The 13,102-nt window shown below is 72.1% G+C and carries 13 protein-coding genes; 4 read left to right on the top strand and 9 right to left on the bottom strand.

Features of this window, described 5'->3' with window-relative positions; all coding sequences use genetic code 11:
• Positions 1-302: 302 nt before the first annotated feature.
• A complete protein-coding gene (locus AIIKEEIJ_RS13970; protein WP_140188443.1) occupies positions 303-1,220 on the bottom strand; it encodes a pseudouridine-5'-phosphate glycosidase in 918 nt (305 codons plus the stop codon).
• Positions 1,221-1,284: 64 nt separating this feature from the next.
• Positions 1,285-2,025, bottom strand: a complete 741-nt coding sequence (locus tag AIIKEEIJ_RS13975) for a DUF429 domain-containing protein (protein WP_140188442.1) — start codon at positions 2,023-2,025, stop codon at positions 1,285-1,287.
• A gap of 205 nt (positions 2,026-2,230) precedes the next feature.
• Here AIIKEEIJ_RS13975 and AIIKEEIJ_RS32605 point away from each other — a divergent pair, with 205 nt between their 5' ends.
• A complete protein-coding gene (locus AIIKEEIJ_RS32605; protein ID WP_006944786.1) occupies positions 2,231-2,389 on the top strand; it encodes a hypothetical protein in 159 nt (52 codons plus the stop codon).
• Between the two features lie 30 nt (positions 2,390-2,419).
• Here the strand turns inward: AIIKEEIJ_RS32605 and AIIKEEIJ_RS13980 are convergent, their stop codons facing one another.
• Complete coding sequence (locus AIIKEEIJ_RS13980) at positions 2,420-2,902, bottom strand: hypothetical protein (RefSeq protein WP_140188441.1); 483 nt, start codon at positions 2,900-2,902, stop codon at positions 2,420-2,422.
• On the bottom strand, positions 2,899-3,756 hold the full coding sequence (locus AIIKEEIJ_RS13985; RefSeq protein WP_140188440.1) for a ParA family protein: 858 nt from the start codon (positions 3,754-3,756) through the stop codon (positions 2,899-2,901). Before AIIKEEIJ_RS13985 ends, AIIKEEIJ_RS13980 begins: the two co-directional genes overlap by 4 nt.
• A gap of 123 nt (positions 3,757-3,879) precedes the next feature.
• On the opposite strand from AIIKEEIJ_RS13985, the gene AIIKEEIJ_RS13990 reads away from it, so the two are divergent.
• Both AIIKEEIJ_RS13990 and AIIKEEIJ_RS13995 read left to right on the top strand, forming a co-directional pair.
• On the top strand, positions 3,880-5,415 hold the full coding sequence (locus AIIKEEIJ_RS13990; RefSeq protein ID WP_140188439.1) for a hypothetical protein: 1,536 nt from the start codon (positions 3,880-3,882) through the stop codon (positions 5,413-5,415).
• Positions 5,416-5,562: 147 nt separating this feature from the next.
• Complete coding sequence (locus AIIKEEIJ_RS13995; RefSeq protein WP_202917017.1) at positions 5,563-6,543, top strand: hypothetical protein; 981 nt, start codon at positions 5,563-5,565, stop codon at positions 6,541-6,543.
• Between the two features lie 44 nt (positions 6,544-6,587).
• On the opposite strand, the gene AIIKEEIJ_RS14000 is transcribed toward AIIKEEIJ_RS13995, so the two are convergent.
• Positions 6,588-7,256 carry an HAD family hydrolase gene (locus tag AIIKEEIJ_RS14000; RefSeq protein ID WP_140188438.1) on the bottom strand — a complete coding sequence of 223 codons (669 nt, stop codon included), beginning with the start codon at positions 7,254-7,256 and terminating at the stop codon, positions 6,588-6,590.
• A 242-nt stretch (positions 7,257-7,498) separates the two neighbouring features.
• On the opposite strand from AIIKEEIJ_RS14000, the gene AIIKEEIJ_RS14005 reads away from it, so the two are divergent.
• A complete protein-coding gene (locus AIIKEEIJ_RS14005; RefSeq protein ID WP_161995906.1) occupies positions 7,499-8,638 on the top strand; it encodes a patatin-like phospholipase family protein in 1,140 nt (379 codons plus the stop codon).
• Between the two features lie 104 nt (positions 8,639-8,742).
• Here AIIKEEIJ_RS14005 and AIIKEEIJ_RS14010 read toward each other — a convergent pair whose 3' ends face one another.
• The 4 genes from AIIKEEIJ_RS14010 to AIIKEEIJ_RS14025 all read right to left on the bottom strand — a co-directional run.
• Entirely contained in the window at positions 8,743-9,789 is a 1,047-nt protein-coding gene (locus tag AIIKEEIJ_RS14010) for a zinc-dependent alcohol dehydrogenase family protein (RefSeq protein WP_029542625.1), read from the bottom strand.
• 115 nt (positions 9,790-9,904) lie between these two features.
• Positions 9,905-10,327: a hypothetical protein gene (locus AIIKEEIJ_RS14015; RefSeq protein WP_029542623.1), complete on the bottom strand. Its 423-nt coding sequence runs from the start codon at positions 10,325-10,327 to the stop codon at positions 9,905-9,907.
• Positions 10,328-10,552: 225 nt separating this feature from the next.
• A complete protein-coding gene (locus AIIKEEIJ_RS14020) occupies positions 10,553-11,731 on the bottom strand; it encodes a hypothetical protein (protein WP_006941391.1) in 1,179 nt (392 codons plus the stop codon).
• Between the two features lie 70 nt (positions 11,732-11,801).
• Positions 11,802-13,102 (bottom strand): acyl-CoA thioester hydrolase/BAAT C-terminal domain-containing protein (locus AIIKEEIJ_RS14025; protein WP_161995903.1); only part of this gene is annotated, 1,301 nt, incomplete at its 5' end.

Genomic DNA, 13,102 nt, shown 5'->3' on the forward strand with positions numbered 1-13,102 from the left:
TCGCGTCGGATTGCATTCGCGTCGGGTTAATCCTGGCCGGGCCGCACGGGGCTCGGTATCCCTCCCAGGAGGGGTATTCACCGGCCCGCAAGGGTCGAACGACACCAGAAATCCCGTGTGTAACAAGAGATTTACAGAACGGACCCATGACGGGTCGCGGCACGACGGCCGATTACGGCGGGGTTACGACACCCGCCGGACGTGGGCATGATTGTGCCCCAGGTCACAGTCGCTGTCAACGCGCGGTGGCGCACCGGGCACGGCCGCCCTCGAGGCGGCGGGCGGGAACCCCCGGCCGGCGGCTATCGCGGTTCGGCGGCGAGCGCCGTGGCGACGGCACCGCCGAGCGCGACATTGCCCCGATAGACCTCGACATTGACGTCGAGGCTGCGGCCGCCGGTCGCGCGGTGGAAGTGGTCGAGCAGGAACGGCGTGGTGTCCTTCCCGACCACTCCGGCCGCCGCGGCCCGCTCCTCGGCCTCGTGCAGCACCCGCGCATGCAGCGCGGGGTCGAGCTGGGCGTCTTCCGATACCGGATTCGCAAGCAGGACACCGGCTTTCAGGCCGAGTGCGTCCCGGGCACGGACAAGGGCGGCGACCTCGGCCGGCGACCCGACGGAATGTTCGAGCGGGCAGCCGCTGTCGCGGATGTAGAAGCCGGGGAAGCTGGTCGTGCGGTAGCCGACGACCGGAATGCTCAGGGTCTCGAGCCGCTCCAGCGTGGCCGGGATGTCGAGGATCGACTTGACGCCGGCGCTGACGACGAGGATCGGCACGGTGGACAGGGCGACCAGGTCGGCGGACTCGTCGAAGGTGCTCTGCGCGCCGCGGTGCACGCCGCCCAGCCCGCCCGTCGCGAAGACCTCGACCCCGCCGCGGTGTGCGAGCAGCGCCGTGGCGGCAACGGTGGTGCCGCCGGACAGTCGTCGCGCCACGGCGATCGGCAGGTCGCGCACACTCAGCTTCGTCACCGTCTCCGCCGTCGCGAGGTCGGTGATCTCGTCGGTGGACAGCCCGACGGTCGGGACGCCGCGAAGCACGCCGACGGTGGCGGGGACGACGTCCGCCTCCCGCAACCGCGCCTCCGCCTCGAGCGCCACCTCGAGGTTGCGGGGGCGCGGCAGGCCGTGGGTGAAGATCGTCGATTCCAGGGCCACCACCGGCCGGCGGGCTGCGACGGCGTCGCGCACCTCGTCCGATATCCGAATCACCGGGTCCATGCGGCTCCTCTCGTTGCGTGCAGGGTAGCGGCGGAGGGCGAGCGTCGCCGATCATCTCGGAAATTCAGAGCAGCTCACGGATTCCGCACAGCGGCAGATGGATCCACCCCTCCCGGACCGCGACGGCGCGCTGCGCCGCATCGGGCCGGACGGTTCTTCCGAGCGCTGCCGCTCGGGCGACGAGGCCGGCGACCACCGCATCGAACGCGTCGTCGGAGGCCACACAGAGGTCCCGGAAGCCGCCGAGCCTCAGTCCCGGAAGGGCGCGTTCCAGTGCGGCCACCGATGCGGCCCGCGCCTCGCGGTTCTTCGCGCTCTTGTATCCCTTGAACGGCAGGCCCCAGCCCTGCAGCGCAGCAGCGGGATACACCTCGACCACCGTTCCGTCGACGCGGTCGACATCCACCCCGACGGCATCGAGTTCCGCGAGCAGACCCGCACACCGCAGCGCCACATGGGCGATGAGATCCGCAGACACGCTCAACGGGACTATTCCCGTCCCGGCATGCACCACGCGGTCGGTCAACCGCCGCACCAGCGGGAGCCGTCCGGCTCGGCTGCTCAGGGCGCGCTCGCGCGAGTACTTGAGGCGATGGTGCGCGCCGACGAAGTCCACGAACGCGTCGGGCCACCCGAACGGCGCGTCGATGCCGGTCCGGTCCGCGGCGGCCACCGCGTTGACGACGTCCGGGTCGGTCGCGCCGAGCCGTAGCTCCTGCACCGTCGCGGTGCCGTGCTCCCAGGCGACGGTGGCGACCGCCGTCTTCGCCGGCTCCGCCGCGAGGTCGACCCCTACCGTCTTCACGGACGTCACGGTATCCGCTGCCCGGCCCCGGAGCCTGCACTCGTACTGTGCACCGTGCACCCCGGTCCCGCCACAACGGGGGCAGGCACGCCCTGGAGGGAGCAAGCCGCCGGCACGCACACGATCGGCGGGCACGCAATCGTGGACTACGTTCCGCATCCGTGCCACGGTGGAGGCGGATATCTCTTCCAGGAGGTGCAACACCATGGAGCACACCCAGCAGAACAGCGCCGCACAGGAATGCCCGGACTGCCATGCCCTCGCCGCGGACCTCGCGGCTCATAAGCAATGGCACTCCAGGGTCGTCCACGACCTCGCCGTCGCCGTCGAGAAGGAAGTGGATCGACGGACACGGACACCCTGACCGGCGCCGCTCCGCGATCCGGTTGCGCCGTCAGCGGAAGGCGTCGCCCTTCGTCGTGAGTGCCTTGACCCGCTCGACGATCCTGTCCTGCAACTTCTTCGGCGTGCGCCAGCGCATGGCGAGGCGGTCGTAGTCCATCGCGTGCTCGGCGACGATGTCCTTGAGCTGCTCGACGTCCAGCGGCGCCAGCTTCGCGCGCAGGCCGGCCTCGCCGCCGTCGCGGAACGCGGCGAACGGGTCGAACGGCCCCGGGGCGCGTGTGCCGCGCCGAGCGGCGGGGGCCTTCCGCGGTGCCGGGGCGGGCGACGGCGCCTCTCCCGGCGCGGTGAGTGCCGAGGCGAGGGCGTGCGCGAACCGCGGGGTGCGGGCGGCCTTGTCGGCGATCACCTGCACCAGCCGCACCAGGGCGGTCGCGGCGGCGGGGCTCGATCCCTGCAGCCGCATCAGCGCGGCGCTCGCCTCCCCGATCTGCACTCGGAGGCGGGCCTCGTCGCGGTCGACGGCGCCGGTCACAGCAGCACCTGCGCGTTCATCAGGACGTCCTCGGTCAGCATGCGCAGGGCGTCGAACTGCCCGGAGTTGCCGTACTTGCGCTTGAGGGTGCCGTACGGGACGAACTCCGCGGACTGCGCGATCTGGTTGGCCTCGGGGATCCACGCCGGCACGACGTTCGCGATCCGCTCGTCGCGCTGCAGCTGTTCGATGATGCTGCGGTGCAGGTTCGACGCACTCCGGTACTTGGTGATGACGAGGCCGACCTCGCGGATGGGATGTCCCGTCCGCTCGGCGAACGCCCGCACCCGGGTCTGCAGCTGGGGAATGCCGTAGGTCGAGAGGATGTCGGGGATGGTCGGAATGAGGTAGCCGTTCGCCAGCCGCAGGCCGTTCTGGGTGAGCATGCCGAGGTTGGGCGGGCAGTCGACGAGGATGTAGTCGTACCGGTCGGCGATCGGGGTGATCGCGTGCAGCAGCACCTCGAGGGGGCGGGTGGACTTCGGGTCGGCGTACTGCTGGTGGCTCAGTCCCTCCTGGATGTCCATCAGATCCAGCGACGAGGCGAGCAGGTCGACGTTCTCGACGACGCGCACGGGTGAGACGTCGCGCTGGAGGGCCTTCTCGATGTCGAAGGCGGGGGCGTCGGGATCGACGGCGCCGCGGAACAGCGTGGCGAGGGTGCGGTCGAGCTGGTTGAGCTCCTGCCAGCGCTCCTCCCCGATCATCATCGTGGTGAGGTTGGTCTGCGGGTCCAGGTCGATCAGCAGCACCCGCTGCCCGAATTCGGCGGCCATGAACTCCGCGAGGGCGGCCGTCGTCGTGGTCTTGCCGACGCCGCCCTTCAGATTGATCGTCGCGATCACCCGCGCCACACCACACCCCCAGCACACTCGCTACTCGTTCGCTCAGCAAAGTACACCGGGACCCGGACGAATCCGGCGCCGGGCACCGGCGCACCCCCTAGATTCGAGGCAGTCGGCGACGGGAGCCCGCGAGTGCGAGAGGGACGGTGGAGGCGCTGGTGGCCGCTCGCGGCCACCGCGGCGCTCGTCGTGCTGCTCGCCGCGACGAACGCGGTCCCGACCTGGCCGGGGCTCATCCACCTGGTGGCGCTGCCGCCGCTGGATCAGTTCACCGACCTGCGGATCCTGCTGTCGCGGGCGTCGTCGTGGCCGGCGTTCCTGGTGTTGCTCGCCGGGGTGGCCGCAGCCCGGGTGGCGCTCATGGCGTGGCTCCTGGGCGGCCTCGACGCCCGCCGCCTGCGCTTCGCGGCCCTGTTCTACACGGTCGCGTTCGGGCCGGTGCTGCTGGCGGCGTTCGCCGACGCCACCGCCTACGCGGTCCTGTACTCCCGGCTGTTCTGGCCCGCCGTCGCCCTGATCGGGGTGCTGGTGCTCACGCTCGGCCCGGTGCCGTGGCAGGGCGGATCCCGGTTGCGCGCGGCCGTCGCGCTGACCTGGCGGCGGGGGCTGCGGGTCGAGGTGATGCTGCCGTACTGCGCGGTGATCCTGGCGCTGGGTGCCGTGGCCGAACGGGTCCCGGTCCTGACCGTGCCGCTCGTCCCGGTCTCGGCCGTCGCGACCGGCCTGGCGATCCGGGCGATGGGCCGCCCGGCGCTGCGCCGGCCGGGGGCGGTCCTGACCGCGCTCGTCGCGGTGCTCGCCGCCGCGTCGCTCGTGTTCGTCGCGACCCGCGGGTACGAGGAGCCGGAACCCGGACCGCCGCAGCCGGGTTCGCTGTTGATCCTGTCGGGGATCAACTCGGCGTCGGGGCGGGGCGCGATCCACGCGACGGACGTGCACCGCCTCGGTTACCGCTGCGAGCAGGTGTACTACTTCTCGTATGCCGGACCGGGCGACGGGCAGCCGCAGCGGGACGCGACCTGCCCGATCCGCACGGGTGCCCCCTACGGGCCGAGCGACACCCAGCGTCCGTTCCACGAGCAGGTCGATCTGTTCGTCGAGCAGGCGTCCGCGCTGCCTCGTCCGCTGGTGGTGGCCGCGCATTCGCACGCCGTGTGGGTGGTGTGGGAGGCCGTCGCCACCGGACGGGTCGACGTCGATGCGCTACTGCTGGTCGGCCCGTTCCCGAGCACCCCGACCGGCTATCCCCCACCGCACGTGAACGCGCCCGGCCGCGTCTTCGGCGACCTGCTGCGTGCCGCCGCTCCGGCCACCGACCTGGTCCGGTTCCACTTCGACCCGGACACCCCCGCCGCGCGGGAACTGCTCGGCACGGCGGGAGCCGCGGAATCCATCCTCGCTCAGCCACTTCCCGCAACGGTACGAGCAACGAGCCTCCCCGCGGCCACCGATCTGCCCCTGATGCCGGACGACTGGCGGCTCGACGTCGAGCGAAACGGGTGCCCGGCCCGCGTAGCCCACCCGTACCTGCCCAAATCGGCGGCATTCGAGGACGCGGCGATCCGCTTCCTGAACGGGCGTCCGCCCCCACCGTGCCCGCCGTGGCGGGACTGGGGGGCCGTACTCGTGCGGCCGTTCGGGGTGCCGGCCGGGCAGGCTCTGCGATGATCCCGAATTCCCCGGCGACGATCGCCGCCGAGGGGGATATTCGGAGGAGGCCACCACTGGTAACGAACGCGGCATCGCCGGAAGCAGCGCGGTGCTCACGACCCACGACTGCCACGACTGCCACGACCCAACGACTGCGGAGTACCCATGACACTGCTTCCCCGCCCCGGTCTGTCGACGATCGTGACGGTTGCCGCCGCTGCACTCCTGTCCGTGTCGATGCCGCCGAACGCGCTGGCCTTCGCGCCCGACATCCACGGCGCGATCCTGCGTGCAGCGCTGCCCCCGGCCACCCTCGACGGGGGTGTCGACGACCCGGCGCTCGCCGAGATCACCGGAAGCCTCCTCACCGGCACCGGCAACGAAGGCAGCGACCTGTTCCAGGGCGACGCCTTCCGGCACTTCGACAACGCCGCGCGACCGGCGGACGTCTGCGACCGTGCCCGGGACGCGTGGAACTTCTTCGTGCCCGCCGTGATCGCCGGTGCGCAACCCACCGGCCCGCCGGAGTTCCGCACCTCCGCGAACGGCTTCGCGGCCCGCAGCGCCGTCGGCGGCCTGACCCACGCACTCGCCGACTTCTACTCCCATTCGAACTGGGTCGAGCTGGCCGTCGGCACGGATCGGGCACCGGGGCTCGCCCCGCTCTTCCCGACGTGCGATCCCGCCGCTCTTCCGGCCGGACTCCACACCGGGTTCTTCGAGCTGACCCCGGCGAACGGTCTCGACGGCTGCCCGAGCGGTCCACCCGCCCCCCCGGCCGGGTCGTCCGTCCCACCGGCCGAGGGCCCGCCCGCCCCGCCCGCCCCGTTCGAGGAGTGTCACCTGACCCTGAACAAGGACGATCCGGGCACGCTCCGCGGTCGTGAGCCGGTCCCCGGATATCCCGGCACGACGTATCACCAGCTCGCGGTGCAGCTCGCCGTCGAACACACCACCGCGCTGTATCGGGAGGTCCGCGGTCTCGTCGCCGGTTCCGTCCCCGCCGGTGTCGACGGAGAGTGCGTCGCCGACAACCTGTTCCGGGCCGCGCAATTCGCACCCTGCGCGGTCCCGGCTCCCACTCCCGTTCTTCCCAAACGTGTTTCGGGTCAGCCGGTCGGCGTTGCGCCGAGTCCCCCGACATAGGGGCGAGACCGGCTGCACCGGGGCAGGGCCCCGGCATCCACCTCTCACCTCATCGCTGCCACCGCGGCCGGGGTGAGACTGTCCAGGCCGGGCAGCACGAGTCCTGCGAGGGCGAGCGCATCCGGGTCGGGTGGGTACCGGGGATGGGGAATCGCGATCACCCGCATGCCGGCCGATGCCGCCGACCGCAGCCCGTTGCTGGAATCCTCCACCGCCGCACACCGAGCCGGGTCCATCCCGAGTCGCTCGGCCACCGTCAGGTAGATGTCGGGTGCCGGCTTCCCACGCGCCACACCTTCGGTGGACAGCGCCACGGTGAACACGTCTCCCAGCGCTGCGGCGTCGAGCACGCCGTCGATCAGAGCCTGCGGGGACGAGCTGGCCAGCCCGAGCGGCCACCGCGCCGCCATCGCGCGCACCGCCTCGACCGCACCCGGAATCAGCGGCAGCCGGTCGGCGTAGCGGGCGCCCATGCGATCGATGACCAGCGCTGCCACGTTGTCGGGTGGCAGGTCGACACCGAGACCGTCGCTGAGATACCTCGACCACTCCGGGGTACTCATGCCCATCAATCGGCTCTGCGCGTCGGCAGTCCACCGACCCCCGTGCTCGGCCACGACCTGCCGGCGCACCTGCTCCCACAGCGGTTCGGAGTCGACCAGCACACCGTCCAGGTCGAACACCACCGCTTCCACACCGCCGATATCGGACACAGGCCCAGTCTCGGCCACACTCGTCCGCAGGCACGACACCGACACGCAACCGATCGGCGGACGGATCCGGCGCCTCGGCCGGATGCCCGTGAGCGCTGCCGACGGGGCGAGGATGTGCTCGTCGCGCCCCTCGTCCGCCTCCTGCGGATCACGCATTCGGCGCCGCACCGGCGCGTATCGTTCTCCGATGTACGCACGTGCTCGTCGTGAGGGGGACGACCGTGAGCGAAACCGTAGGTCTGGTGGTATCCGGCGCGGGCGCCCGGGGCGCGTACGAGGCCGGAGCTATCGCATCGCTGCTGCCGCACCTGCCGAGGTCGGAGCACCCCCCGATTCTGGTGGGAACCAGCGCCGGCGCACTGAACGTCGTCGCGTTGGCCGCCTTCGCCGGGGACGGGTACAAGGCCGCAACCCACAGGATCGTGAGCCTGTGGTCGACGGTGGGACTGGACGACGTCTTCGGCCCCGTGGGGACGCTGGTCGGCACGGGCCTGCGCTACCTCGGTCAGGCCGCCGGTCTGGACGTCACGCTACCGAGCCTTCTCGACACCGAGCGCATGCACGACCTGCTGGACTCTCTCATCTGCTGGGAGGACCTGCACGCCAACATCCGCAGCGGCGCCATCGGGGCGGTCGCGTTGACCGCAACGTCGGTCGCCACCCGCGGCACCGTGGTCTTCGTCGAGAAGCACTCGTCCGTGCCGCTACCTCCCTACGACGAACATCGCAACATCACCTACGTCGAAACGGAACTGACCGTCGAGCACGTGCTGGCGTCGGCGGCGGTGCCGGTGCTGTTCCGGCCCGTCCGGGTCACCGAACCGGCGGCGTGGGCGGGCTGGTACGTCGACGGCGGTCTGCAGCTCAACACCCCGCTGAAACCGGCCCTCGCCTTCGGCGCGGACACCCTCGGAGTCGTCGCGACCCAGCCGCGGCACTGGATCGAACGGCCTGCCGCCGACCTCGTGCCCGGCGACGAGGAACCGCCCGACGTATTCGGTGCCGCCGCGCTGATCCTGCGCGCCCTCCTCTCGGACCGCATGATCGAAGACCTCCACCAACTCGAGGTCCGTAACGACCGGCTGATGCGCATCCGTGCAGCCGGAGTGGACAGCGCGGACGTGACATCGGATCGGAAGATCCGGGTGCGGTTCGCGGGCCCGTCGCTCGATCAGGCGTACGACCTCGGCCGGCTCGCGTACGACGTGTACAGCAGGAAGGCCGCGGGCGTCGGCGGTCTGCGCCATCCGTGGCTGTCGGTCCTGGGTCGCCTCGCCGGGGGAACACGCGAGGACCACGGCGACCTGCTGAGCTTCCTGCTCTTCGACCCGGACTTTACTTCCGCCGCAGCCGAACTCGGAATCGCGGCAACTCACGAATGAGCGCGGCCCGAGCGAATGTATCGCTCACCTCGGTAGTCCGACGGAACGATACATTCGCTCGCCTGTGGCGGCGCGGGTGAAGCAGCGGGCGCAGCCGCGCCAGGTTACCGGCTGCCCGTCAGCAGCACCTTGAGCGCACCGGTCTCACCCGCGCGGCCGAAGACGTCGTAGGCCTCCTCGAACTCGTCGAGTGCGAACCGGTGGGTGATCATCGGCGAGGTGTCGAGTTTGCCGCTGCGGACCAGGCCGATCAGGGTCGGCGTCGAGTAGGTGTCGACCAGGCCGGTGGTGATGGTGAGGTCCTTGATCCAGATGCTCTCGAGGTGCAGGGTGGCGGGCGCGCCGTGGACGCCGATGTTGGCGACATGGCCGCCCGGCCGGACCAGCTCGACGGCCTGTTCGAACGTCGCCGGCACTCCGACGGCCTCCATGGTGACGTCGGCGCCGAGGCCGCCGGTGAGGTCGCGCACCACCGCGGCGACGTCGTCGCGCCCGCCGTTGACCACGACGTCGGCGCCGAACGCCTTGGCGGCCTCGAGTCGGCTGTCGGCGAGATCGACCGCGACGACGTGGCTCGGGCTCAGCAGCCGGGTGGCGAGGATCGCGGCAAGACCGATCGGTCCGGCGCCGACGATGACGACGACGTCGGCGGGCCGCACGCATCCGTTGAGCACGCCGACCTCGTAGGAGGTGGGCAGGATGTCGGCGAGCATGAGCATCTGCTCGTCGCTCACGCCCTCGGGTACACGGTGGGTCGAGTTGTCGGCGAACGGGACTCGCACGAGTTCGGCCTGGGTGCCGTCGATGAGGTGGCCGAGGATCCAGCCCCCGCCCCCGAGGCACTGGCCGTAGCGGCCCTCGCGGCAGAAGCGGCAGCGCCCGCACGAGGTGATGCACGAGACGAGGACCCGGTCGCCGGGCGCGAGGTTCTGCACGCCCGGCCCGACCTCGACGACGGTGCCGACGGCCTCGTGCCCGAGGATGCGCCCGTCGGTCACCTCGGGGACGTCGCCGCCGAGGATGTGCAGGTCGGTGCCGCAGATGGTGACCGCGTCGACGCGGACGATCGCGTCGGTGGGGTCCTGGATTCGGGGGTCGGGAACGTCCTCCCAGACGCGCTTGCCCGGACCGTGGAACACCAGTGCCTTCATTGCTTCGGCCCTTTCGCCGATGGGTGTCTGCCGGTCTCAGCGTCCCATCGTTCGCGCCCGTTCGGAACGGGTCCTTGGACCTCGAATCGGACGGGGGGATGTCACACCGGGTCGGTCAGTGGCCGGAGACGATCGTGAGCCGGTCCGGGGCCGCCTCGACCAGCGCCTCGGGGGTGCCGTACCCGTCGACCTCGACGACGGGTGCCCGGTCGACGGTGGCACGGACGACGGCGCCGTCGGACATGAAGACGATCAGGCCCTGCCCCGCGGTGTCGGGGAGGTTCTCCCACACGGTGCCCGTCAGGCCGAGATCCCGGTTGATCGAGCTCATCAGCAGGGGCAGCGAGAAGCGGTACATGCGGTCCCACGACCCCGGCGACAGACCGGCGTCCTCGGCCACGGAGGCGAGGGTGCGGGGTTCGCCCGTCAGCAGGACCGTGTCGAACTCCGCCTCGAGGATCGGATCGTCCTGCACCCGGACCGTGCCGCCGGACCCGCCGCAGCCGGCGACGGCGAGCACCGTCGCCGCCAGGAGCATCCCCGACCTCCGGGCCGTGCACGCCGGCACCGTGGGTCTCGGCACCGTGCATCTCGGCGCCGTGCATCTCGGCGTACTGCGCAGCACCCGTTCACCCCCAGTCGATTTCGCTCGAGAACGCGTGAAAGCTACAGCACCGCCCGCACGAGAAGCAGTGCCGTCGGGCGACGTCGGAATCACCGAGGAGCTGGGCTGTGACAGCTGACAATCGACGCGCGGGCGGCCTCACTCCCGCGCGGTGAGCTCCGCGATGTCGCCCCTCAGCTCCGACCGGAGCGAACCCATCAGCTCTGCCGCGATCCCGAACTGGTCGCCGACGAAGTGGGTGTTGTCGGCGGACAACTCCCGCGCTCCCGATCGGCCGATGAGGGAGTCGATCCGCTCGTCGAGGCTCGCGGTGCGGGCCTCGACCTCGGCCGTGCGCAGCTGGACCTCGGCGACGGTGAGCAGTTCGCCGATGCGGGCCAGTGCCGCCACCCGGTCGAGAAGCTGATCCCACACCGGTGCGAGCGCGGCGATGCGCGCGTCGACGGCCGCGCGAGCGGACGGCGCCGCGCGCCGGGCGTCGGCGAGTTCGGCGAGCAGGCCCCGCAACGTCACAGCGTCCACGGCGATCTGCGTCAGCTCGTCGGCGAGATCGAGCTGGGACCGCTGCACCGCGAGGTGGTCCGACCGCCAGGCCGTGGAGCCTTCGATCCGGTCGAACAGGGTGCCGGCGAGGAACAGCAGGGTGTCGTACCGGTCGACGAAGTGATCGTCGCCGTCGGGCACCTGCCGGCCGAGGGCGTCGGCGGCGCGACGTCCCACCGCGGCCGCCGCGGTGCCGTCGGACCAGCGCGTCACCCGGTCCACGGCCACGCCGAGCACGGCGCCGCGCACCTGATCGGTCGTTCTCTCGGGGATCGGCGCGGGCGTGCGCTGCAGCGCCGCGAACAGGGCGTCACGCTGGTGCGGGTCGAGGTGCACGCCGTCGCGCCGTTCCCGCCGCACGGCCCGCACGCCCTGCGCGTAGTGCCGGCCGGACACGGTGAGCGTGTAGTGGGCGTTGCGCAGCCGCTTGGCCAGCTCCCCCGCCCGGTACTCGAACACCAGCCGGGCGGCGCCGGGGCGCAGGTCGGCGGCTCGCACCGTGAGGCGGGCGTGCTCGTCCGTGAGATGGCGCAACGCGCCGAACCCGCCGAGCGTGGGCAGGCCGCGGCCGATCCGGCGGCGCCGGGCCAGGATGTCGCGGGTCTCGTCGTCGAGGTGGCCGGCGGCCAGGCAGAGAGCGGCGGCGTCCGACAGCGGGGCGTGCCGGCCGTCGAGCCGGTGCTGCTCGCACCAGCGGCGCACCTGCGCGGCCATCCGCTCGCGGCGCTGCTCGGCCGGTTCGAACCCGACCGGGAACTGCGGGTCGTCGGACATCGGGACCTCCTCGTGGCGTCCGGACCCCTCCACTGTTCCAGAAAACCCGGGACCGCGACGGGAGCGCCGGTCAGGCGAGGAACTCGGTGACGGCGTCGACCGCGGCGCGCTGGGCCCTGCCCTGCCCGGCCGGGGTGCCGCCGAAGGCGATGCCACCGCTCCACTGGGCGTCGCCGGGGAACATGCCGAGGCGGATCAGGTGGCCGGCGCCGTCGACGGACAGGTGCCGGTCGCGACCGTCGCCGCGCCGGGCGAGCAGGGCGCCCGCCATGTCCGTGGCCGGCCACAGCTGGTCGTCGGTGCCGGTGATGCACAGGATCGGGGCGTCGATCTTCTCGGACCGCAGGTGGGCGGGGTCGGGCGCGTCGCGCAGTCCCGCGCGGTAGGCGTCGGACAGCCGCAGCAGCGACGGCCGGTGCCGGGCGACGTCGCGGCCGGCGCGCCAGGCGTTGCGGATCATCTGCGGCATCAGCGCGGAGCTGGGCAGCGGTGCCCAGGGCTGTGGCGCGCCGCCCAGGGTCCACGACGGAGTGTCCGGGATCTCCCCGTCCGGCCCGAGTCCCTGCCACGAGACGGAGCTGGGGCTGACGAGCACCAGCGCCCGCAGCGACGTGCCGTCGGCCGCGACGGCGGCGAGCAGGCCTTCGGCGCCCCGGGAAATGCCCACGGCGGCAACGTTGTCGGTGTCGATCTCGGGCAGGGCGGCGAGGTGGCGCAGCGCGCCGGTGAAGCGCTCGAGCGGTACGGACGCGACCTCGGTGTTCTCGTCGAGCCACGAGTAGGCGAGGGCGACGTGGCCGTGGGAGGCGAGGGCGGCGATGGTGGCGCGCTGGGAATCGACGCCGCCCTCGGATCCGCCGACGCACAGCACCGCCGGCCATCCGCGCAGCGGAGCCGGGCCGTCCGGGCGGGCGAGCAGACCCGGCCGTCCGGCGACGTCGAGGTCTGCGACGGTCACGCCGGGCGCGGCGTCGGTGCGGATCACCGTGCGTCGCGTGGTGTGCGGGCCGTCGGTGACGGTGAGCGTGACCGGCCACCGGCCGGGCGGGGGGACGAACAGGTCGGGTACGCGGTCGGGCTCGTCGAACCGCATGTCCCACAACGGTTCGTCGACGACGTCGACGCTGCCGTCGTAGCTGCGGTGCGACCGCCAGCGGGCGCCGGACATGTCGGCGCCCTCGGCGGTGACGGTGATCGTCGCGTCGGGCCGCGACCCGGCGAGGGTGAGGCGGAACGGCTCGTCGTGCCGCGACTGGCGCGGCACGACGAGGTGCACCCGGGGCGAGTCGAGGTCCGGGGGTGGTGCCGTCGGGGACGCGGGTTCGGGGCTCGGGTTGGCGGTGGCGGCGAGCGCGGACTTCGTGTCGAACC

The organism is Rhodococcus sp. YH1, assembly GCF_009939605.1.
GTDB lineage: Bacteria > Actinomycetota > Actinomycetes > Mycobacteriales > Mycobacteriaceae > Rhodococcus > Rhodococcus aetherivorans.